Source organism: Bacillus sp. FSL R9-9834, assembly GCF_038006905.1.
GTDB classification, from domain to species: Bacteria; Bacillota; Bacilli; order Bacillales; family Bacillaceae_G; genus Bacillus_A; species Bacillus_A pacificus.
Map to the genome: position 1 here is coordinate 4,620,691 of NZ_JBBOWD010000001.1, position 21,552 is coordinate 4,642,242.

General features: G+C 34.3%; 22 protein-coding genes and 1 pseudogene. 5 read left to right on the top strand and 18 right to left on the bottom strand.

From position 1 onward, the window contains the following. Window positions 1-112 precede the first annotated feature (112 nt). The 7 genes from MKY00_RS24255 to MKY00_RS24285 form a co-directional block, all read right to left on the bottom strand. On the bottom strand, window positions 113-1,942 hold the full coding sequence (locus tag MKY00_RS24255; protein WP_016718750.1) for a sensor histidine kinase: 1,830 nt from the start codon (window positions 1,940-1,942) through the stop codon (window positions 113-115). Then, window positions 1,939-2,628 (bottom strand): response regulator transcription factor, encoded by a 690-nt coding sequence (locus tag MKY00_RS24260; protein WP_000041839.1) that lies wholly within the window; start codon window positions 2,626-2,628, stop codon window positions 1,939-1,941. The genes MKY00_RS24255 and MKY00_RS24260 overlap by 4 nt, the downstream gene beginning before the upstream one ends. Window positions 2,629-2,667: 39 nt before the next feature. Beyond that, window positions 2,668-3,288 (bottom strand): class D sortase, encoded by a 621-nt coding sequence (locus MKY00_RS24265; protein WP_016718751.1) that lies wholly within the window; start codon window positions 3,286-3,288, stop codon window positions 2,668-2,670. An 89-nt stretch (window positions 3,289-3,377) separates the two neighbouring features. Further along, the gene (locus MKY00_RS24270) at window positions 3,378-3,836 is read right to left on the bottom strand and encodes an LPXTG cell wall anchor domain-containing protein (protein ID WP_016718752.1); all 459 of its coding nucleotides are present in this window, start codon (window positions 3,834-3,836) and stop codon (window positions 3,378-3,380) included. Between the two features lie 160 nt (window positions 3,837-3,996). Then, entirely contained in the window at window positions 3,997-6,663 is a 2,667-nt protein-coding gene (locus tag MKY00_RS24275; protein ID WP_029141216.1) for an S-layer homology domain-containing protein, read from the bottom strand. 163 nt (window positions 6,664-6,826) lie between these two features. Then, window positions 6,827-7,159, bottom strand: a complete 333-nt coding sequence (locus tag MKY00_RS24280; RefSeq protein ID WP_016718754.1) for a hypothetical protein — start codon at window positions 7,157-7,159, stop codon at window positions 6,827-6,829. Window positions 7,160-7,343: 184 nt separating this feature from the next. Next, complete coding sequence (locus MKY00_RS24285) at window positions 7,344-7,559, bottom strand: hypothetical protein (protein WP_029141217.1); 216 nt, start codon at window positions 7,557-7,559, stop codon at window positions 7,344-7,346. Window positions 7,560-7,721: 162 nt separating this feature from the next. Between MKY00_RS24285 and hpt the strand changes: the two genes are divergently transcribed. Both hpt and MKY00_RS24295 read left to right on the top strand, forming a co-directional pair. Next, window positions 7,722-8,249: a hypoxanthine phosphoribosyltransferase gene (gene hpt, locus MKY00_RS24290; RefSeq protein WP_001019304.1), complete on the top strand. Its 528-nt coding sequence runs from the start codon at window positions 7,722-7,724 to the stop codon at window positions 8,247-8,249. A gap of 258 nt (window positions 8,250-8,507) precedes the next feature. Beyond that, window positions 8,508-9,410, top strand: a complete 903-nt coding sequence (locus MKY00_RS24295) for a diacylglycerol/lipid kinase family protein (RefSeq protein WP_016718755.1) — start codon at window positions 8,508-8,510, stop codon at window positions 9,408-9,410. Between the two features lie 41 nt (window positions 9,411-9,451). On the opposite strand, the gene MKY00_RS24300 is transcribed toward MKY00_RS24295, so the two are convergent. Further along, window positions 9,452-9,961, bottom strand: a complete 510-nt coding sequence (locus MKY00_RS24300; RefSeq protein ID WP_016718756.1) for a DUF2199 domain-containing protein — start codon at window positions 9,959-9,961, stop codon at window positions 9,452-9,454. Between the two features lie 246 nt (window positions 9,962-10,207). On the opposite strand from MKY00_RS24300, the gene MKY00_RS24305 reads away from it, so the two are divergent. Together MKY00_RS24305 and MKY00_RS24310 are read left to right on the top strand one after the other, a co-directional pair. Beyond that, window positions 10,208-10,930, top strand: coding sequence for a hypothetical protein (locus tag MKY00_RS24305; RefSeq protein ID WP_016718757.1), 723 nt, complete (start codon window positions 10,208-10,210; stop codon window positions 10,928-10,930). Window positions 10,931-11,110: 180 nt separating this feature from the next. Then, entirely contained in the window at window positions 11,111-11,590 is a 480-nt protein-coding gene (locus MKY00_RS24310; RefSeq protein WP_257790258.1) for an Rpn family recombination-promoting nuclease/putative transposase, read from the top strand. A 71-nt stretch (window positions 11,591-11,661) separates the two neighbouring features. Here MKY00_RS24310 and MKY00_RS24315 read toward each other — a convergent pair whose 3' ends face one another. From MKY00_RS24315 to MKY00_RS24350, 8 genes are all read right to left on the bottom strand, one after another. Beyond that, a complete protein-coding gene (locus MKY00_RS24315; protein ID WP_016718759.1) occupies window positions 11,662-13,566 on the bottom strand; it encodes an ABC transporter permease in 1,905 nt (634 codons plus the stop codon). Beyond that, on the bottom strand, window positions 13,553-14,323 hold the full coding sequence (locus MKY00_RS24320) for an ABC transporter ATP-binding protein (RefSeq protein WP_016718760.1): 771 nt from the start codon (window positions 14,321-14,323) through the stop codon (window positions 13,553-13,555). The genes MKY00_RS24315 and MKY00_RS24320 overlap by 14 nt, the downstream gene beginning before the upstream one ends. A gap of 154 nt (window positions 14,324-14,477) precedes the next feature. Then, window positions 14,478-14,657, bottom strand: coding sequence for a hypothetical protein (locus MKY00_RS24325; protein WP_000924675.1), 180 nt, complete (start codon window positions 14,655-14,657; stop codon window positions 14,478-14,480). A gap of 75 nt (window positions 14,658-14,732) precedes the next feature. Continuing rightward, on the bottom strand, window positions 14,733-15,080 hold the full coding sequence (locus MKY00_RS24330) for a YxeA family protein (RefSeq protein ID WP_016718761.1): 348 nt from the start codon (window positions 15,078-15,080) through the stop codon (window positions 14,733-14,735). Between the two features lie 277 nt (window positions 15,081-15,357). Further along, window positions 15,358-15,948 (bottom strand): DedA family protein, encoded by a 591-nt coding sequence (locus tag MKY00_RS24335; RefSeq protein ID WP_016718762.1) that lies wholly within the window; start codon window positions 15,946-15,948, stop codon window positions 15,358-15,360. Beyond that, window positions 15,948-16,526, bottom strand: a complete 579-nt coding sequence (locus MKY00_RS24340) for a class I SAM-dependent methyltransferase (RefSeq protein ID WP_016718763.1) — start codon at window positions 16,524-16,526, stop codon at window positions 15,948-15,950. Before MKY00_RS24340 ends, MKY00_RS24335 begins: the two co-directional genes overlap by 1 nt. 142 nt (window positions 16,527-16,668) lie before the next feature. Beyond that, complete coding sequence (locus MKY00_RS24345) at window positions 16,669-18,618, bottom strand: ABC transporter permease (protein WP_016718764.1); 1,950 nt, start codon at window positions 18,616-18,618, stop codon at window positions 16,669-16,671. Beyond that, a complete protein-coding gene (locus tag MKY00_RS24350) occupies window positions 18,605-19,375 on the bottom strand; it encodes an ABC transporter ATP-binding protein (RefSeq protein ID WP_000859654.1) in 771 nt (256 codons plus the stop codon). The genes MKY00_RS24345 and MKY00_RS24350 overlap by 14 nt, the downstream gene beginning before the upstream one ends. A gap of 305 nt (window positions 19,376-19,680) precedes the next feature. On the opposite strand from MKY00_RS24350, the gene MKY00_RS24355 reads away from it, so the two are divergent. Next, window positions 19,681-20,553: an AraC family transcriptional regulator gene (locus MKY00_RS24355; RefSeq protein ID WP_016718765.1), complete on the top strand. Its 873-nt coding sequence runs from the start codon at window positions 19,681-19,683 to the stop codon at window positions 20,551-20,553. A 42-nt stretch (window positions 20,554-20,595) separates the two neighbouring features. Here MKY00_RS24355 and MKY00_RS24360 read toward each other — a convergent pair. Continuing rightward, window positions 20,596-21,230, bottom strand: a pseudogene (locus tag MKY00_RS24360) (SdpI family protein). Further along, a complete protein-coding gene (locus MKY00_RS24365; protein ID WP_001070526.1) occupies window positions 21,227-21,499 on the bottom strand; it encodes an autorepressor SdpR family transcription factor in 273 nt (90 codons plus the stop codon). The pseudogene MKY00_RS24360 and the gene MKY00_RS24365 overlap by 4 nt, the downstream one beginning before the upstream one ends. Window positions 21,500-21,552 lie beyond the last annotated feature (53 nt).

Here is a 21,552-nt window from a genome sequence, read left to right on the forward strand (position 1 = left end):
GGTTCATCGACTCCTTACATAACCTCATTTTCTAACCAGATTATATCGTTTAAAAATAAAGATTAGGTAAAGATTATATGAAAATAATTAAAAAAAGCGTAGATCATATTGTCTACACTTTTTTCGGTAAATAAAAGTAAAATAACACACCATCTTCTGTATTTTCTGCCCCATATTCAGCATCATGTAGTTCTAAAATATTCTTTGAAATGGCAAGTCCAAGCCCCGTCCCACCTTGTGAACGCTGACGAGCTGCATCCACGCGATAAAAACGATCCCAAATTTTATCTAATTGCTCTTCTTCAATGTGAGTACCTTTATTTTCAATGCATACTTTTATACGATCTTTTTCATCTATTGTAGAAATAATAATATCTTCTTTATTTGATGTATAACGTATTGCATTCGTAATGAAGTTCACGATGACTTGTTCAATGCGGCCTTGATTTGCGACTACTTCAAATGGACCTATATTTTTATGAACATGAAGTTCTTTTTTCTCTATTTCTACAGAAAGGTGTTCACATATATCATCCATTACTGTATCGATATAAAATGGATCCTTTTTCATTTTATATGTGCCTGACTCAAATTTAGCTAACTCCAGCATATCCAAAATTAACGTATCCATTTTATCTACTTCTCGTTCCATCGCCCCAAAATAGTATTCTTTTTTATGCTCAGCTACTCCATCTTTTAAAATAGAAATACAGCTTTTCATAATACTGAGCGGTGTTTTTAGTTCATGCGAAACACCAGAAATGAATTCTTTCCGCGTATTTTCTAATTTTCTTTCCTTTTCAATATCTTGTTCTAGCTGTCCAATATGGGAATGGAGTTTATTTGATAATACATTAATATTTTTTGATAAATCACCAATTTCATCTTTTGAAGTAATCGGTATTTGTTCTGTGAAATCTAAATGTGCTATTTTCTTCGTTGTATCATTTATTTTTAATAGCGGCTTTGCAATTTGTTTTGAATAATAGAATGACGCTAGAAAAATAAGAACAACTACAAATGCAATGATGTAAATGTAGTAATCTTGCACCATTTGTACAGCTTCATCTACAGGCTGTAAAGAAGCCATCGCATATATATAAGTTACCGATCCATCTTTTTCTTTTATTGGTTTCATTAATAATTTATATTTTATATCATTTTTTTCATAGTCCATTGTCTTTGTTGAATATTCGATTTGATTACTCTCTTTTAATACTACATCTGTTTGAAATTCTTTTATACTATCCAAAAATAAAGTGTTTTTATAAATTGGATTTATGGGTCCTTTTACATCAGGGAATTGTACTTTCGTAATACGTCCGCCTATGATAGCATCTAGTTCTTGAGCAGCTGGTTCCTGAACGGCCGGCCTCTTTTCTTTACCAACTTGTTCCCCAACTGCTTTCATCTTCTCCTTAAATGCTTTTTCTAACGGTTTATTCAATCCATTTAAATTCTCCTTAGATAGAGAGAAAGAAAATGGAATAAAACGATCTTCTTTTTTCACTCCAGAAAAATAAATTTCTTGGCCTAAAAACTGATTTGATGGTTTATTATCAATCTCCTCTATATTGACGAGATTGTATAGGGGAATTTTGAATATTTGTTGTCCAAATCTCTTTTGTTGCCAACGATTTATCGTTACCTCAAAATAAAAATCATCTGCATGTTTTAAATTCCCGTTCTGATCTAATGTCGTAATCCACGTATTATTTTCTCTTAAAAAGTCTTGCTCCAGCTTCTGAATTCCTTCTACACTTCCTGCATAGTTCAAATAATTTTTTTCGAAGGAATTTAAATTCAATTTAATATCTTCCACTTTTCTATTCGCATAATATTGTTTAAAAAATATCGTTTGTCCAATAAATATCGTCGCTAAAATTAACATACATAATGCTGTTGTGAGGATAAATAATTTTAGTACAATCCCTTTTCTCATACATTCCCCTCAAATTTATAACCTGTTCGTACTACAGTTGTAATGTACTTTGCTTTCTCTCCTAATTTATTTCTTAAATTACGAATATGGCTATTAACGGTTCGGTCATCACCAGCAAATTCATATCCCCAAATTCTTGAAATGAGTTGCTCTCTTGTTAAAACGATCCCTTGGTTTTTCATAAAGTACGCTAATATTTCAAATTCTGTATGTGTTAAATTAATATCTGTTTTATCTACCATAACAGTACGCGACGGAAAATGGACATGGATACCATGAATCGATAATGTATCATCTTCATTCTCTAAAAGTTGCTTTGTCACTTTTCTACTCTCTAACAACCTTTTTGCTCTTGCTAATAAAATTGGTGGGCTATATGGCTTCGTCACATAGTCGTCCGCCCCAAGTTCAAATCCAAGTAACGTATCATCTTCATCTACACGTGCCGTCAACATAATGATAGGAACCTCGGATGTTTTACGGATTCTTCGGCAAACGGACCACCCATCGAGTTCCGGCAACATAATATCTAAAATAACTAAATCAACCTCTTCTTCCTCAAATACAACTAAAGCTTCTTTCCCGTCTCTTGCTTCAAACACTATATACTGCTCACTTAAAAAATAATCTTTTAATATTTCACGTAATATATCTTCATCTTCCACAATTAAAATATTTTTTGACATAACTTATATATCTCCCTCCCGCCTTCATAAACTATAATTTCACTTTGAATAACTAGCAGTTAACTTCGCCTCGATAATATATCTATCTGGCGCATCCCCTATATAATTAAATGGGTAACAAGTTGTCAGTGTTAGTATCGGTTCTTCTTTTTTTATAATAACAGTACGATCATCTGCATCGGTAATCCATATCTTTTGAATTTCATATGTGTACGTTTTATTATCATACTCTAAAACAAGGGTGTCTTTTTCTTTTAACTCTCCTAAATCTGTAAATACAGTATCCCGGTGCCCACTTAGTACAGTATGGCCCCCTCCAGATGGCGTTGTCGTTACATCACTAACAAACATTCCTACTCCTTTTTTCAACGTTGCCTCACTTGCTCCCCAATATATAGAAAACTTCTTCTTTATTTTCGGTATATTTAATAGTGCGACCTTTTCCCCTTCTTTATGTTCTGTTTGAGAAGAAGGCTCTTGAGAAGTTACGAGAGTTTCATGTGAAATTTGATTACGTTGTATGTTGTTAAGGCTCTTTATTTCTTCTTTCGTTAGTTGCCCGGCAGAGCTTTTTCCTTTATACCATTCCATAGCATAATATGATCCCATACATAGTCCTATAGCCATCAATATGATACCGATATAATTGAGTAACTTCATGTTTTATCCCTCCATGCCAAAAATGGTAGGAATAACCTACCATTTTTAATATATGAAATTATCCCATTCTTTATAGGACAATATTTTATTTACGCCTTAACTTTATTACGACGATTCAAACCAAATAATGTCCCTATCCCTACAAGACATGCGCTTAGTGCCATCATTGCTACATGATTAGATGCTGTATTTGGTAATTTTTCACCTTGTACCGCTGGCTTTGCTACTTCTTTTTTCGCTGCAGCATTTGTTTGTTGTACTTGCGCTGCTTCTTTTTTGGCTATATCATTTTTTAACTGTTCTTGTGCAATTCTCTTTTTCTCTTCCTCACTCTTTGGTGCAGCCTTTATCGCTTCCTCTTTTTTAGCCATGTCACTTTTTTCTTGTGCTTGTGCTGCTTGTTTTTTCTCTTCTTCTTTTTTAGCCTTATCTTGCTGCTGTTGCACCACTTCTTCCTTCGTTACTGTTCCAGTATCCGCGCTTGCTACTGAAGAATATCCTACTGTTAAAAGTGCCATTGCACAGATTGGTAATAGTTTCTTTTTCATTTCATTTCTCTCCTTCTATACGTTTTACATCACTTCGCATCGGATGTATCACTAGAATAAACAAGAGATATAAATATAAGATGCAGATGAAATATATTTCATTTAAAGATTTCATTGTAAAAAAGGTTATCCGAAATCATCTTCGGATAACCTTTTAAAATTAATCTACACTTAAAGCCTTCTTGCCCATTTGATTATAAATACTTGCAAACCGGCTCTTACTCACTTTTACATTTTTCGTCCCATAGAACGGATCATTATAGTATACATAATTATCATCCACACCTGTTAAAACAACCGCATGCGTATTCATTCTTGCATAAATTATTTTTCCGCCTGGTGTTTTCCACGTTGTAACCGCTCTTGGATTATTTAAAGCGACCGTTACCCACGTCACTACTGGCTTCCCATTTCTCACATAGTCTTCTAAAACAGAAAGATCATTTCCAGTTAAATTCGTTCCTCTCGCATATTTATCTAACAAACGTTTTAATGGTTCTGGATTAATAGAATATCCTGGCGTATTTCCCGTCACATCACCTACAAACCCTACATCTGGATCTCCCCAAATTTGTGATGATGTTTTATAGTTCTTTAATTTTGCTTGATCAAAAGGCATTTCAAAAGCAAATGCTACTTTATTTAATGAGCGACCAATTTGATGTTCTACAAGCATTTGTAAAGAAACGACTTCACAGCCATTATGCAATTCTGGGAATTGATACAGTGACGGTACGTTCAGTATAACTTGACTGCGATTAATATTTCCTTCATTAACCCACTTTAACCCATTACTAGTTTGAATTTGAATCCAACCACCCTCTCTTTCACCATAAACTTCGACTGTCTGTGGTGCATACTTTCCTGATACACGAGATACAAAACTTGGACTATCATAAGCAAAGAACACTTTAGATAAATACTTCGCTTCTTTTTTCGTATCTAACCATTGATAGCCTGCATATGTACGTATACGAAGCCAAGTTCCTCTTTCCTCTACAACCGTTACTGCTTGAGGACCATAATAATCTAGTATATTCGCAGATCTGAAAGGAGCATCATAAGTAGTAAAGTCTCTATCAATCTGAACTTTTTTGTCTATTAAACAGACCCACTTATAGCCTAAGTCCGTATAAACTTTAATCCAATTTCCTTCTCTTTCTTCAATAACCGTTACAATTTGCGGAGCATACTCACCTGAAATCTCTGAAGATAAGGATGCCTCATTATACGTCAAAAAGTTTTTATTCATATTCACTTTCTTTTCAACTAAACAAACCCACTTAAAACCAGTATCCGTATGAATTCTAATCCAGCCACCATCTCGCTCTTCATACACTGTTACTTCCCTAGGGCCATATTCCTTTGAAATTCCAGATGATAAAGATGGTCCGTTATACGTAAAGAATTTTTTCGAAATGCTTACCTTCTTCATCTTCAACTCATTGTCTTTAGACTTATCTGTAACTGCGACGAGCTGTGCTGCCTCTGCACGTGTAATGGATCTATCTGGTTGCCAACGTCTTCCATCAACACCACTTGATATACCCATGCCAACTAAAATATTAATGAATTTCTCACCCCAATGATCTTTTACATCAGGAAATAATGTTGGTAATTCTTCATGAACCTTTTTCTCTAATTGATAGGCTTGGACTAACATCGTTGCCATAGCAGCTCTTGTCATTTGACCATTCGGATTGAATTTCCCGTTGCCTTCCCCTTTAATGACTCCTGCCTTTTCCACAGCAGCAATATAAGGAGTTGCCCAATGATCTTGAGAGTCTGTAAAAGTTGGTTTCTCACCTTCACTGACTTCTAATTCTAAAATTTTCGCCATAATTGTAGCTGCTTCAGCTCTGCTTAATACTTTGCTTGGTGAAAATGTTCCATCTGGCATCCCAGAAATAACTTTTTTATGAACTAAATAATAAACAGACTCTTGTGCCCATCCTGGAACGTCAGGAAATGATTGCGGCGCTGCCTGTATCGAACTTACAGCTTGTTTTAATTCTCTTTCTCCCTTTTCCTGTTCTTCTTTTTGCTTTAATTCAAGCTCTTGCTTCTTCTGTTCTTCTTTCTGTTTTAATTCAAGCTCTTGTTTCTTCTGTTCTTCTTTCTGTTTTAATTCAAGCTCTTGCTTCACCTGTTCTTCTTTCTGTTTTAATTCAAGCTCTTGCTTCGCCTGTTCTTCCTGCTGTTTTCGTTCAAGTTCTTGCTTTATTCGTTGCTCCAGCTCTAGTCGTTGCTTCTTCAATTCTTCCTGCTGTTTTCGCAATTCATCTTGTTGCTTCTTTAACTCTTCCTTCTTTTTTTGTTCTTCAAATTCTTCATGAGCTTTTTCTTCTTGGCCATTGTTTTCTTTTACTTCTACTCCATCCTTTTCTTTAAGTTCTTCTTGGCTTTTTAATTCATTCGTTTTTTTCTCTTGATCATTGCTCTTTACCTGTAATGGATTCTTCTCTTCAAGTTCTTCTTGCTGCTTTTTCAGCTCATTTAATTCCTGATACACTTCTTCTATCTGTACGTTATGTTCACCAGCTTGTTCCAGTAACTCTTCTTTTTTCTGTTTTAAATCATCTATTTTAATAAATAATTCTTCCTGCTGTTTTAAAATTTCTTCTCTTTTTTCTAATTTCATTTCTCGTTCTTTTGCAGCTTCTAATTGTTTTTGTAATTCACTTTTCTCATTGCTCTGCATATGCGATACAGCTTCTATACTATTTCTCGTTTTATTTTCAATTTCAGCTAGAGAGCTAGAAGGAAATGTTAATAGATTTGTCGCTAACAAACTCGCTACTGCAATTACACTATATGTTTTCATCATACACACACCTTTTCAAATTTTATTACGTTCATATTTTCATACTAAATGTAAAATGTAAGATTCCTCCATAATCATAACAAATTTTTCCTCAAACAAAAGACTTTTTGCAAAAAAGAAAAAGAGCACTGTATCAATGCTCTTTTCGGGTGTGTGTCTCAATTATTTACATGTTACTTTCGCGTAATTTAGAAGTAGAACGGGCCGGAGCGATAACTAATTGTCTCGGCTCAGTTTTCTTTAAGTGATTTTTGACGTTACACTTACGACGTTGAACAACCCACGCTTTAATAGGGTTTGTCAAAATAATTTTTTGCTCTTCGTTAGGGGCCTCTTCTTCCAACCTACAACTTTCGCTCCATTTATTCCATTTCATTGTAAATTTAGAAGAAGAATGATCGTCTTCTCGATCAAACAAGTGCAAAAAATCCATTTCGCCAGCTAGCATTACGGTGTTGCTAGTTGCTAAAAAAGAAAAGGTCGTCCAACGTTTCTCCATGCCCTCCTACTCCTTTTTCACATATAGAGTGCCTAAAACTGAATTTACCTAAAATATGCTTGCCTTTTACCTTACACCCATAGTTTATCCAAAACACTACTATGCAACTATCGATTTCCCTTACAACTACCTTACATTTTTGTAAGAAACAAAAAAACCTTCACTATGCATATGTGAAGGTCTCTTATTTCTTATCTATATGATCTTTCATATCATCAAGTCCAGCTTCTTGTAGCTGCGACATCATACCATGAGAAATTGCGCCTAATACTAAAGTCATTCCAATTAGTGAAATCCGAATCGCTGGTACATCAATTATGTAAGCTAACAAGCCAAGAACAATTGTTAAAAGTAATGCTTTTATAAATGTTGCACTTGTATACTCTTTCTTTTTCATCATAATCACCCTTTATGGAAGCGTTTTCTTTATTATAATCAGTATATCATATCATCTGACTATTTTGTGGGTATTTTTGTAAAAAACTTATATCTTCTTTGACTTTTTCCTTTCTATCCTTTACAGTCGAAATGTTCGCAAGTTTTACACTGTAGGAGGACTCCAATGAATATTGAAATAAAAGACACTTTAATTTCTGAAGAACAATTACAAGAAAAAGTAAAAGAACTAGCACTTCAAATCGAACGTGATTTTGAAGGAGAAGAAATCGTAGTCATCGCTGTATTAAAAGGATCTTTCGTATTCGCTGCTGATTTAATTCGTCACATTAAAAACGATGTGACAATCGACTTTATTTCTGCATCTAGCTACGGAAATCAAACAGAAACAACTGGCAAAGTAAAACTATTAAAAGATATCGATGTAAACATTACTGGAAAAAATGTAATTGTTGTAGAAGACATTATCGATTCTGGTTTAACACTTCACTTCTTAAAAGATCACTTCTTTATGCATAAACCGAAGGCACTCAAATTCTGTACGTTACTCGATAAACCTGAGCGTCGTAAAGTAGACTTAAAAGCTGAATATGTTGGCTTCCAAATTCCAGACGAATTTATCGTTGGCTACGGTATCGACTGTGCAGAAAAATATCGTAACTTACCATTTATCGCTTCAGTTGTAACGGAATAATCGTATAACTTAAAAAATCGATAGTACATGAAATTTATATCGGCGATTTTTCAAATATATCGACCGTAACTCAAATTATATCGGCGATTTTTTAAATATATCGACCATAACTCAAATTATATCGGCGATTTTTTAAATATATCGACTTACCGACAATAACTGACAATCTTAGCACCCTATTAAATAGGAAGAAGCTGTTCTGAAATACATGAGGACAGCTCCTTTCTTTCCATTACAAAAAACAGGGAGAGATGAAATATGACAAAGACAAAATTTGAAAAAGTACTCCTCATCGTAAATCCAAAAGCTGGACAAGGCGACTTACATACAAATTTGGCGAAAATCGTACCACCTCTTGCGGCTACTTTTCCTGACTTACATATCCTTCATACGAAAAAGCAAGGTGATGCAACGAAATATTGCCAAGAGTTTGCTAATAAAGTAGATTTAATTATCGTCTTTGGTGGTGACGGCACTGTATTTGAATGCACAAATGGCTTAGCGCCTCTTGAAACGAGACCTACACTTGCAATCATTCCAGGGGGAACTTGCAATGACTTCTCTCGCACACTCGGCATTCCGCAAAACATTGCAGAAGCAGCAAAACTTATCACACAGGAACATGTAAAACCAATTGATGTTGCAAAAGCAAACGGACAATATTTCTTAAACTTCTGGGGCATTGGACTCGTATCTGAAGTATCAAACAATATCGATGCAGAAGAGAAAGCAAAGCTTGGTAAAATTGGTTACTACTTAAGCACTATTCGAACTGTTAAAAATGCTGAAACATTCCCAGTTAAAATCACGTACGACGGACAAGTATATGAAGACGAAGCTGTCCTTGTTATGGTTGGAAACGGTGAATATCTTGGCGGTATTCCTTCCTTTATTCCGAACGTAAAATGTGATGACGGAACACTTGATATTTTCGTCGTAAAATCAACAGGCATTCAAGCATTTAAAGATTATATCGGAAAGAAACTATTTGAAGACTCAAATGAAAATGACATCTTCCACGTAAAAGCGAAATCCATTCATATTGAAACAGAAGAAGAAAAAGAAGTAGATACAGATGGAGAAAGCTCACTGCATACACCTTGTCATATTGAAGTATTACAAGGGCACTTTACGATGATTTATAACCCTGCGGTTGTGTAATAAAAAAACGAGTGCTAGCACTCGTTTTTTTCTCTTCTAATTTAGTTATATCGTTGAATCATTTCCTCTATTTCTTTCACTCTCTCTAAAGTAATTCCATTTCTTTGTTCGATCGCTAAAGGATGCTCAGTTGGCTCTAATTCAACATACGGTGCCATTCCAACTTCTCTTATATGTACATTTGTTTTTAAATTTAATGTTTCTGGATAAATTGGTATTTCTACAGATAACCACCCAAAATAAGGATTACTATTTTCTCTGCCTCTCTCGTCCCACTTTTCTAATACTTCATCATAACTTTCTTTACTAAGTGATACCCACACAGTCCATATGAAATTTTCGTGGTAATCAATGATAGGAAGTTCTAAACATCCCCTAATAAAGTAATGTTCATCGTCCATTACGCAAAGATCTGATGTTAAATGGAAGCGTTCCTCTCTTTCATGAGGTGCTACCTCGTAATAATAATATGGTGCTTCACTTCCGTAGCATAAAGGAAGTGTAAAGCGATTCATTTGTATTTTTTCTCCGGATTTTCTTCTTCTTTTCATCTGTTATTCTTTCTCCTATTCTTTTCAGCCACAATCAAACTCTATCTAATTTCTCCAATGCGTATTATAAACCTTATTCATAATAATTGAACTACTCATATACTCACACTACCCTAACAAAGAGGCATTTACCTACTTCCATCATATATAGGCCGCACACCGCTTCCATTCCTCTTACTTACGCATATATTGGAATGTTGTTTCTAATGCAGTGTATTTTATTTTTGCTGGGAGGTGTTATAAATCATGTTCGAATGTAAGAACGAACTAAGTCTTTCTAATATAAAAAACTTAAAATATAATTCCAACATTCCTATAATAGTGATAGCCTTCAATAATGTCACTTATGTAAAAAATATGTTAAAACAATTAGAAAACAAAAAGATAAAAAATGAAGATATATGGATTTGGGATAATAATTCAACCGCTCCTGCTCTGCTTGCTTTTTATGAGCAAATATCAACTAAATATAATTTAGTAAAGAATGCAGAGAACTATGGGCCACGTTTTTTTGTAATTCCCTATTTTTTCGATTTACTTCCAGATTTCTTTGCTGTAACTGATCCTGATTTATCTTTTAATGAAAAAATGCCAGATAACTTTTTAGAGTATTTAAAGCAATTAACAATTGAGCTTTCACTCTTTAAAGCCGGACTTGCTTTAGACATTATACCTACGCCTAATTTCAACTGGGACCTCATGTCAAACGAGGAATGTACAGTAACAGAATGGGAAATGCAGTATTGGCTTTTTCCTATAACTAAATACAATAACCCTAAAGTTTTCAACGCTGGGATTGATACGACTTTTGCTGTTTACAATAAAAAATTTATTAGTAACGGTTTTTATAATGCCGTAAGGGTAGCTGATAATTTTACATGTAAACATCTGCCCTGGTATAAAGACAATATAATTTCAGAAGAAGAAAAAAATATGTTAAATACTAAATGGGCTAACTGGCACGAATAAAGTGAAACTTTATTCAGTGGTTTTTTTCTTCATCCCCCACCTAACTTCTTTGCTTCCGCTGCATTTTGAGGTGGGGGTCTTACTGCCCATTAAAGTCGGATAAACTTTTCAATTTCGCTAGAGTATAACATAGATATGCTTGCCTGTGACATTCTAACAATACTACTCAAAAATAGAAGAATGGCTTGTTTGCATACTCTAGTTATTATTAGATACAATGAAGAAAAAGTAAATCCGTGGAAAGATCCATTTGTTCGTTGGCTTTTATTGCTTTCAGCAAATGAGGATGAACACTTAACTAAAACATTGGAGGATATTGCTATGAACCGAGATCCTATTTTACAAAAAGCAATAAACAAGTGGGAACGTATGAGTCAAGATTCCTCTTTCCGACAAGCCTATGACGCAAGGGAGAAAGTTTTAATGGATGAGGCCGCAAAATTCGCCCATGCAGAGACAGAAGGTATGAAAAGGGGTATGGAAAAGGGCTTAGCAAAGGGCTTAGAACAAGGTATAGAAAAAGGGCGAAAAGAAGGGGTTCAACAAGGAAAAATTCAAATGATTAAAAGTATGTATGATCTTGGTATACCACTTGAAACGATTGCTAAGGCAAGTAAATTAAGTTTGCATGAGATTGAGCATATTTTAGGACATAAATAATGATAAAAAAGCGTAAAAGAACATCATTTACACTATGTTCTCTTACGCTTTTTTTAGTTTGAATCCATTTTTTATTTACTAACAATCCTAAAATAAGAACAAATCGTTACGTAATAATAACCAATGTAAATAACACTATACACACCGATGCTAATTAATAACGGAACTGCAATTTCATATGGAATAACTGTCGCTAATCCTTTCAGCGCAAATAAAGTGTGTAATATACCAACTACTAAAGGAATGAAGAAGTTAAATCTCATTTGTTTTGCAATTGCCTTTTTCATTTCTTTTCTCGTGACACCGAGTTTTCGAAGAACGATGTAACGCTCACGATCTGCATATGCTTCTGTTAATTGTTTGAAGTAAATGATAGATCCTGTTGCAAGTAAAAATACAAGTCCTAAGAACATACCACTAAACATCATTAAACCTGATATTTCAATGCCTTCACGGAAAATAGTGTAGAAATCACTAAATTGTTCTTTACCTTCTGCATCTTCTTCCGGTATTACTTTCTTTAATTTCTCTGTTAATACTTTACTATTTCTTTCGTCCTTCACATCAATATTTTTCACGGTATGAGAGCCAATTGTCTTCTTTGCTAGCTCATATACTTCGTCTGGAACAACAACTAGAAGTTCATATAAGTTTGTAATGTTTTGTGCTTGTACATCTTTCACTTGTACTGGTGCTACTTCTCCAATTGGGAATGTAGCTTTTCGATTTTTATATACGCCACTATCTCTCTTACCTTCACTGTACATGCCATCAAATGCATACAACTCGTTCTTCTTTAAATCTACAGTTTCTTCATTTAAATATTTTGCGATTGTATTAAATGATGATTGTGCGATAATTTCTGTTGTTCTTGATTGTAATGAAGTTCCATCACCATATTCTCCTATTACTTTTACCGTCTCTAACTCATATTGATGAATGACTTCAGTCTTTTCTTCTTTTAAAATCTTATTTACTTTACGATCCACATGAGTATCTTTCAGTTCATATGAATAACTAACTGGTTTATATTTCTTTGCCTGTATATACGTGTTGTAATACATTGTTACAGAAGTTCCAACCGCTGTTAACGTTACTGCACTTAATACTGCAATTGTCGCTAACGATTTTGCATTTCCTTTAATGCGGTATAGTAATTGAGATGTTGTCACCATTTTCATTCCGTTATAGAATGAAGATTTTTTGTTTCGCCCTCTTTTTAATACAAAGACTGTAAAGAACATAAATAATAAATACGTTCCAAGTACTGTTGCTAATAAAATGTAAAGTGCAAGTGGCATAAAGTTATCATTGTTCGAATTTTTAATAGCCGTTACTGACAAGAAATAACCTGATCCAATTAATAATAAAGAAATGATAGCCATTATTTTAGAACCTTTCGGCATGACTTCGCCTTCGTTATCTGCACGGAATAGCTCGATTAACTTAAATTGATAAATAACGCGGTATCCTTTAAACGACGTGTATAAAATAATAAAACAAAAAATAGCTGCTGTATCTATAACCGCTCCAATTGGCACTTCAAAATGAACATTTACATGTAGCTCTAACATATTTAAAAATAACTCTAGGAACCCTTTTGAAAGTAAACTACCAATTACAATTCCGATTACTAACGATAATAAACCCATTAACATATTTTCATAAAAAAGCATTTTACCTATTTCTTTCTTTCGAATACCGAGTAAAGAATAAAGACCTATCTCTTTCTTTCGCTTTCGTGTAAAGAAACCATTGGAATATATAATAAATATCGCAGCGAAAATAATAAGCATGACACTCGCAAGTTGGAATCCTCGTCCGATGTTATCTCCGGCTTTACTTATTTGTGAATTGTATTGCAGCGCCTTAAACGTAAAATAAATGACAATACTAAAAATCATAGAGGCAAAGTATATAAAATAATCCTTAAAATTTCGTTTTATATTACGAAGTGCAATGCTAGATAAGCTCATTTGTCGCACCTCCAGATATGGAAGACATCATATCCATAATTTGCTGGAAGAACTGTTTTCGTGTCATCCCTTTACGATGTAATTCTTTATATAACTTTCCATCTTTAATAAATACAACTCGTTTACAATAACTTGCCGCAAACGCATCGTGCGTTACCATTAAAATCGTCACAAAATCTTTTTCATTCAATGTCTTCATACTTTCTAATAAATCTGTCGCTGACTTGGAATCAAGCGCACCGGTTGGCTCATCTCCAAAAATCATACTTGGATTTGTTACAAGCGCTCTTGATGCTGCGCAGCGTTGTTTTTGTCCACCTGACACTTCATACGGATACTGATTTAAAATATGATCTATTCCAAAATTTTTCGCAATCGTCTCAACGCGAGATTCTACTTCTTTCGCCTTCACCTTTGATAAAGCGAGCGGCAGAGCAATATTTTCTCGCACTGTTAACGTATCTAATAAGTTATAATCTTGAAAAATGAATCCTAAATGATTACGGCGAAATAGTGCCAATTCATCATCATTCATCTTCACAATATCTTTTCCGTCAATTAAAATCTCACCCTTTGAAGCCGTATCAATAGTAGAAAGGACATTCAAAAGCGTCGTCTTACCAGAACCAGACGGTCCCATAATCCCGACAAACTCTCCTTCTTTCACCTGCAGATGAATATCTTTCAACGCTTCAAACGTATTTCCGCCTGTATCATATATTTTCGAAATCCCTTTCGCTTCTAACATTATTTTCATCTATCTGTACCTCCTGTTATAAGTCGTGATGTTCTCTTTAAGCAACAGAATTCAGTATAAATACATTTTCTTAACAAATAGTAATGGGGTTTCTTAATATTTTCTTAAAAAGAAAAATCCAAAATCAATTCTTATGATTTTGGATTTAATATAGTTAAAATATTAAATTACATTTCGAACAAAAAGGAGCAGAATTCCCTTTTCTAATTTTCGTATCACATTTTGGACAATATACATATCGTTCTTCTATTTTTTGGCGTTCTATCATATGTAAAGATACTATCCTCATACTACACATAATCCCAATTAATATAAGACTAACAATGAGTAGCATCACTCCCACTCCTCCCCTCTCTATTTTACTATAAAATAACAAACCCGATTCTCTCATCAAGAATCGGGTTTATACTTACAATCCTAACTTTACCTTCGCACCATCAGGAATTTTATCTATCGTTACTTGCACTTTATCATGTAAAAACTTCCCTCTTGTAATTACGTGCCAATACGAACCTTTCGGTAACTCATCAACCTCACTAATCGTAACTTCTTTTGACTCGCCTTTCTCATCATAGGCTTTCACTGTATACTCACGGCCTTTATTTCCGCCTAATTCTTTTCCATCATTATCAATAATTGCGTAATGATTCTCTAAATCAATAAACGGATTCATTCGATCAATTGCAGCACTCCCATTTAATAAATATGCCGCTCCTGCTACAATAACAATCATTGCTCCAAAAATGAATCTTTTCATCTATATTCCGCCTTTCATTATGTTTTTATTTATGACATTTCTAAGTATAGAGCGCATTTCTTAATAAAAACTCGTACAGTTTCTTAACTTTTTCTTAATGCAGAAGAAATTTGGCATCACATCTAGGTACATGAAATTATATCGAACACAACTCAAAATATATCAACGATTTTTTCAATATATCGACGTTTCGACAAGGAATATCGACTTACCGACAAAAACTGACAGTAGAAACAACAAAAGAGGCCATCCAAAAATGTATTTTGGAACAGCCCCTCTATTTACTAACTACTGCACTTCTTTTTACATAAAACAAACTGACAACCAAAACGACAACTACGCCAAAATACACACCATACTCTATCGCAACTGCGACAATACTTTCAATATGTTGTCCAAATAAAGAACCTAGCATAAAGTAAACGAGTGTCCAAACAAATCCTGTCGTATAAGAATACAAAGCATACATCTTAAATGACATATTATTCATCCCAACTACATACGGTACGATATGTCTTACAACTGGTATGAAGTAACTTGTAACTAACGCATAATGACCATATTTCTCTACCATTTGTTGAGATTTCAAAAGATATTTCGCCTTTTTCTTTTTCATTAGCTTATGAAGTACTTTTGTACCAAATATTTTCCCTAATATATAACCTAGCGATAGCCCAGATACAACGCCTAAATATGTTAATAAGAATGCAGGAATGCCACTTAATATCCCTAGTGAAGAGACAAAGCCACCACTCATTACGATCATTTCGTCTGGAATTGGCATACCGATAATACCTAACCATAAACAGAAAAATAAAGCCCAATAACCGTATTGTTCAATATAAGATAATAATTCATGTAATTCCATTATGCATATGCTCTCCTTAGCTCTTTTTTACAGCTAAAGACGTAAGCTGGTGGGAAATTGAGCCACACTTTTTCTAGTGTAATTTCAGGGAAGAAATGCTGTATAAATCCTTTTTTCACAAGTGAATATTGAAATGTAATAAATTCACCGTTTTCTTGTATCGATTCCATTACATTGTTTAAAATACGTTTTGAAACTTCTTCTGGTAAAGAGGTAAAAGGTAATCCCGATAAGACGTAATCCACGCATTCTATATGGAACTCTTCCATATACTTCTTTATATTTTCAGCTGAACCGTGTACAACAATGACGTTCTGCTCATCTTTAAACTTTCTCTGTAACTCTTTGCAAAACACTTCATTAATTTCAATAAGAAGAAATATTGTTTCCTTCTTTTTTCTCTTCATAATCTCCTTCGTAAAAACCCCTGTACCAGGCCCTAACTCTACGATGCATTTCGCTCTATGAAAATCAATTACATCTACCATTTTTCTTGCTAATATTTTTGAACTTGGCGCAATTGCACCAGTATGTTTCGGATGTTTAATAAATTCGTGTAAGAATGTTATGAGTTGCATGTAACCATCTCCCCATTCGTTCAATAGTTTTTAACTTGTTTCTAAGTATAACTATCGTTTCTTAACAAAAATTGAGGAGATTTCTTAAGATTTTATGAAGAATAAAAAACAGCTATCGCCTATAGCGATAGCTGCTCCTTTATTACTTCGCACTCACAATCTTATAATAAGAACGAACCGTTAAGAAGTAATATCCAATATAAATAACACCGTATACTCCGATACTCATTAGAAGCGGAATCATAATTTCAAATTGTATTAGTGTTGCTAAACCTTTTAGTGCAAATAAGCTGTGCAAAATTCCAATCACTAACGGAATTGCAAAGATAAAACTTACTTGTTTGGCGATAGCTTTTTTCATTTCTTGTTTTGTGACCCCTATTTTGTGAAGTACAACATAACGCTCACGATCAGCATTTGCTTCTGTTAATTGTTTAAAGTAAATGATAGAACCTGTTGCTAGTAAGAATACAAGACCTAAGAACATTCCAATAAACATCATTAGTCCTGTTCCTTCAAGCCCCATATGGAAACCAGTGTAGAAATCTCTAAATGATAGTACCATTTCTGATTCACCAGCTGGCATCACTTTTGTTAATTTTTCTGTTAACACTTTACTATCTTTTTCATCTTTTACATCAATATTTTTTACAACGCGTGTTCCAAATGCTTGCTTCGCTTGTTCATACATTTCATCTGAAACGACAACAACTAGTTCACCTAAGTTTGTAATTGCAGTATTATTTGCATCCTTGATTGTTAATGTCTTCGTTTCATTTCCAATTTGGAATACCGTTTTATTTCCTTTATATGTTGGACTAAACTCATGCCCTTCCATATACGAACTATCATATATAAATGCTTCACCAGCAGCTACATTCACTGTTTCTGCGTCGATTTTTTTAGCAAATTTATTAAATTCTGACTGAGACATAAACTGATATTTCTCTGAAATCCTATAGTTCATGTTAAGAATGAAATCAACTTTGTCTCCTTCAAACTTCCCTTTTACAGGAACTGTCTCAATTTCAAATTGATCTTTGATCGGGTGATCTTTCTTCTCTTCTGCAAAAATCGCATTTACTTTCTTATCAAGCTCTGCATCTTTTTTCTCATAAGAGTAACTGTAAGGCGCAACTGCTTTTGACTGTGTAAATGTGTTGTAATACATCGTAACTGATGTACCAACTGCCGTTAATGTTACCGCGCTTAAAATAGAAATTGTCGCAAGTGACTTTGCATTTCCTTTAATACGATATAGTAGCTGTGACGTCGTTACCATATTCATACCGTTATAAAACGATGATTTATTCGTTCTTGCACGTTTCAATACGAATACTGTAAAGAACATAAATAGTAAGTACGTACCTAATACTGTTGCTAGTAAAATATAAAGTGCAACTGCCATAAAGTCTGCATATTTAACTGCCTTCATGAACATTAATGCTAAGAAATAACCTGAACCGATTAAGACAACTGAAATGAATGCCATAATGACAGATCCTTTTGGCATTGCTTCTCCTTCACGTTCTGCACGGAAAAGTTCAATTAACTTAAAGCGATAAATTAAACGATATCCTTGAAGTGATGTATACAAAATAATCACAAAGAAAATAAGTGCTGTATCAATAATGGCAGCTATCGGTACTTCAAAATGAACGTTTAAGTTTAATCCCATCATGCTTACTAGCAGTTCAAGGAATAATTTCGAAAGGACGCTACCAATCGCAATTCCGATAATTAAAGACATTAATCCCATTAACATATTTTCATAAAAGAGCATTTTACCAATCTGTCTTTTACGAATACCTAATAAGGAATATAATCCAACTTCTTTTTTACGTTTCCTTGTAAAGAAACCGTTTGAATATATAATGAACACCGCTACGAATATAATTAGCATGACACTGGAAACTTGGAAAGCTCCACTAATTTTTTTAGAAGCTTCCGCAGCTTTTTCCATTTGTGAATTATATTGCAGTGCTTTAAATGTAAAGTAAATAACGATACTAAAAATCATAGATGCAAAATATACAAAGTAGTCTTTAAAGTTCCGCTGTATGTTGCGGAGGGCAATGCTAGATAAGGTCATCAGCCATACCTCCGGAAATAGAAGACATTACGTCAACGACTTGTTGGAAGAACTGTTTACGCGTTAATTCACCACGGTGCAATTCTTTATATAACTCACCATCTTTAATGAAAATAACTCGTTTACAGTAACTTGCCGCAAACGCATCGTGCGTTACCATTAAAATTGTAGAGTTGTCATATTCATTTAGCGACTTCATACTTTCAAGTAAATCTGTTGCTGATTTAGAATCAAGCGCTCCAGTCGGCTCGTCCCCGAAAATCATACTTGGATTTGTAACGATTGCACGTGATGCCGCACATCTTTGCTTCTGTCCACCAGATACTTGATATGGGAACTGACTTAAAATATGATCAATACCGAATTTCTTTGAGATTTCAAGAACGCGGCGATCAATCTCACTCGCTTTCACTTTTGATAACGCAAGAGGTAACGCAATGTTCTCTTTTACAGTTAACGTATCTAATAAGTTATAATCTTGGAAAATGAAACCTAAATGATCGCGGCGGAATAACGCTAACTTATCATCATTCATTTTCACGATATCTTTTCCATCAATTAAAATTTCACCGTTCGTCGCATTATCAATTGTAGAAAGAACGTTTAGTAAAGTCGTCTTACCAGAACCAGAAGGTCCCATAATTCCAACGAACTCACCTTCTTTTACTTGTAAGTTAATACCTTTTAACGCTGCAAATTTATTACCACCTGTGTCATACACTTTTTCAATATTTTTTGCTTCTAACACTGTTTTCATCTCGACATCCCTCATTTCATCTATTCTCTATTTTCACTATATACATTCTCTACTTTTTCCACTATCGATGTTTCTTACACAAACATGACAGTTACGTAAGACCGGTAAGCAAAGAAATCAAAATTTAACCTAATGAATCAAAGTACTTTGTTACTATAACATTGGGATATCATGCCATCCATTCATTCTCCTTACAGGAACATTACAATTTTGTAAGGTACAAAATGTACCCTACAAAATTGTGCACGAAATGTCGGGTGGAGCTATTTCGTTCCTGCTATTCTATGTACAGAGGAGGTCATAATATGGATTCACTTAAAAATATGAATGCTGCAATGCGCTATATTGAAAACAACTTAACAAATGAAATTAATTTTAAAGAAGTTGCGAAGCTAGCTTACTGCTCGGAATATCATTTCAAAAGAATGTTTTCTTTCCTAGCTGGCATATCACTATCAGAATACATTCGTTGTAGACGTCTTACTCTCGCTACTTTTGAACTAAAAAATAGCGATGCAAAAGTCATTGATGTCGCTATCAAATATGGATACAACTCACCAGATTCATTCTCTCGCGCCTTTCAAAACTTACACGGCATAACACCTTCAGAGGCCCGAAATAGTAGTCATTCCTTAAAAGCCTATTCACCAATGACCTTCCAATTATCCATCCAAGGAGGAAACGAAATGAACTATCGAATTGAAGAAAAAGAACCATTTCGAATTATAGGTATTACAAAACGAGTACCGATTGTATTTAACGGTGTAAATGAAGAAATCGCTTCTATGTGGAAAAGTTTAAATCCAAAGTCCATTCAAACGTTAAAGTCACTTTCAAACATGGCACCGAATGGAATCATTAGTGCTTCTACTAACTTTTCTGAAGGCAGAATGGAGGAAAAAGGCGAACTCGATCACTACATTGGAGTAGCCACAACGAAAGATTGTCCAGAGCAATTCGCGCAACTTGAAGTCGCAGCTTCAACGTGGGCTATATTTGAAGCTGTCGGCCCATTTCCTGAAACATTACAAAACGTATGGGGACGTATTTATTCTGAATGGTTCCCTTCTTCGAACTATGAACTAGCGGAAGGACCGGAGATATTGTGGAATGAACAGAAAGATACATCCTCTCCAAACTTTAAAAGTGAAATTTGGATACCTGTTTTGAGGAAATAAAAAATAAAGCTGCTCTTCCTTAAAAGGAAAAGCAGCTTTGTCTTACATTTTTAGTTCTTTTTTATAAGCGATATAGGAATATCCCATCGTTAACCCTACTGCACCAATAATAATTCCAACCATTACGAAAGATTTCCACGTTACTGGTACAAAAACACTTAAAATCATAATAATCCCTAATGCAACAAACACTTTCCGCTAAAACGGTGCGTTTTTCTCCACACTTCTTCGTTGCTTAACGTCCACGGTGTTTTTATACCTACAAAGTAATTTGGTTTACATTGTGGTAAATAGTTGCCGATGACTATAAATAAAAGACCAACTAATAATTCTGGCACTCGATTGATGAGTACGTTATATCCTAATCCACTTGTAATAATATCTATATTTCCTATAAATAGTAGCAACAGTACCCCATTATTCATCATCATAAAAGCTTTAGAAAATTTCTCGTAATTCGCTTTCTTTGGGTCAATCTTTGGTAACACATTTAGAAATATATATAATACGATCATAATTCCAACCATTGAAATCATTCCATAAAGTTTAGAAGAATATCCATCTACTTTACCGCCGCTCCAATGAGTTGCAATTGTATCCGGCAAATGTGGCCAAGCAAACGCCCAAGCTAAACCAGTTATAACAATTAATAAGATTGCAAAAAGATGCTTTCTCATTTCCCCTCTTCCCCCTTATTCGTAAACGTAAACACCCAAGTTAGCAAATCTTGAAATACCGTTGTGTTTAAAGAGTACACAACGAATTGCCCTTTCTTTTCATCTTGAATAAGTTCAGCATTTTTAAGTGCGTTTAAGTGGTGTGAAATACTTGGTTTTGTCATATTGAAATGTTCAGCAATCTCACCAGCGGTTAGATCACCTTCTTTTAATAAGTCTAAAATTTTTCGCCTTGTTGGGTCTGCTAATGCTTTGAACGCTTGATTCAATGTCTTTCTTCCTTTCGATAATTAGACATTTAGATATTTACCTAAATATTAAA

What these genes read in the sequence shown, in the direction of transcription:
- MKY00_RS24255 (WP_016718750.1), bottom strand. Translation starts at nt 1,942, where the DNA reads ATGAGAAAAGGGATTGTACTAAAATTATTTATCCTCACAACAGCATTA.
- MKY00_RS24260 (WP_000041839.1), bottom strand. Translation starts at nt 2,628, where the DNA reads ATGTCAAAAAATATTTTAATTGTGGAAGATGAAGATATATTACGTGAA.
- MKY00_RS24265 (WP_016718751.1), bottom strand. Translation starts at nt 3,288, where the DNA reads ATGAAGTTACTCAATTATATCGGTATCATATTGATGGCTATAGGACTA.
- MKY00_RS24270 (WP_016718752.1), bottom strand. Translation starts at nt 3,836, where the DNA reads ATGAAAAAGAAACTATTACCAATCTGTGCAATGGCACTTTTAACAGTA.
- MKY00_RS24275 (WP_029141216.1), bottom strand. Translation starts at nt 6,663, where the DNA reads ATGATGAAAACATATAGTGTAATTGCAGTAGCGAGTTTGTTAGCGACA.
- MKY00_RS24280 (WP_016718754.1), bottom strand. Translation starts at nt 7,159, where the DNA reads ATGGAGAAACGTTGGACGACCTTTTCTTTTTTAGCAACTAGCAACACC.
- MKY00_RS24285 (WP_029141217.1), bottom strand. Translation starts at nt 7,559, where the DNA reads ATGATGAAAAAGAAAGAGTATACAAGTGCAACATTTATAAAAGCATTA.
- hpt (WP_001019304.1), top strand. Translation starts at nt 7,722, where the DNA reads ATGAATATTGAAATAAAAGACACTTTAATTTCTGAAGAACAATTACAA.
- MKY00_RS24295 (WP_016718755.1), top strand. Translation starts at nt 8,508, where the DNA reads ATGACAAAGACAAAATTTGAAAAAGTACTCCTCATCGTAAATCCAAAA.
- MKY00_RS24300 (WP_016718756.1), bottom strand. Translation starts at nt 9,961, where the DNA reads ATGAAAAGAAGAAGAAAATCCGGAGAAAAAATACAAATGAATCGCTTT.
- MKY00_RS24305 (WP_016718757.1), top strand. Translation starts at nt 10,208, where the DNA reads ATGTTCGAATGTAAGAACGAACTAAGTCTTTCTAATATAAAAAACTTA.
- MKY00_RS24310 (WP_257790258.1), top strand. Translation starts at nt 11,111, where the DNA reads ATGGCTTGTTTGCATACTCTAGTTATTATTAGATACAATGAAGAAAAA.
- MKY00_RS24315 (WP_016718759.1), bottom strand. Translation starts at nt 13,566, where the DNA reads ATGAGCTTATCTAGCATTGCACTTCGTAATATAAAACGAAATTTTAAG.
- MKY00_RS24320 (WP_016718760.1), bottom strand. Translation starts at nt 14,323, where the DNA reads ATGAAAATAATGTTAGAAGCGAAAGGGATTTCGAAAATATATGATACA.
- MKY00_RS24325 (WP_000924675.1), bottom strand. Translation starts at nt 14,657, where the DNA reads ATGCTACTCATTGTTAGTCTTATATTAATTGGGATTATGTGTAGTATG.
- MKY00_RS24330 (WP_016718761.1), bottom strand. Translation starts at nt 15,080, where the DNA reads ATGAAAAGATTCATTTTTGGAGCAATGATTGTTATTGTAGCAGGAGCG.
- MKY00_RS24335 (WP_016718762.1), bottom strand. Translation starts at nt 15,948, where the DNA reads ATGGAATTACATGAATTATTATCTTATATTGAACAATACGGTTATTGG.
- MKY00_RS24340 (WP_016718763.1), bottom strand. Translation starts at nt 16,526, where the DNA reads ATGCAACTCATAACATTCTTACACGAATTTATTAAACATCCGAAACAT.
- MKY00_RS24345 (WP_016718764.1), bottom strand. Translation starts at nt 18,618, where the DNA reads ATGACCTTATCTAGCATTGCCCTCCGCAACATACAGCGGAACTTTAAA.
- MKY00_RS24350 (WP_000859654.1), bottom strand. Translation starts at nt 19,375, where the DNA reads ATGAAAACAGTGTTAGAAGCAAAAAATATTGAAAAAGTGTATGACACA.
- MKY00_RS24355 (WP_016718765.1), top strand. Translation starts at nt 19,681, where the DNA reads ATGGATTCACTTAAAAATATGAATGCTGCAATGCGCTATATTGAAAAC.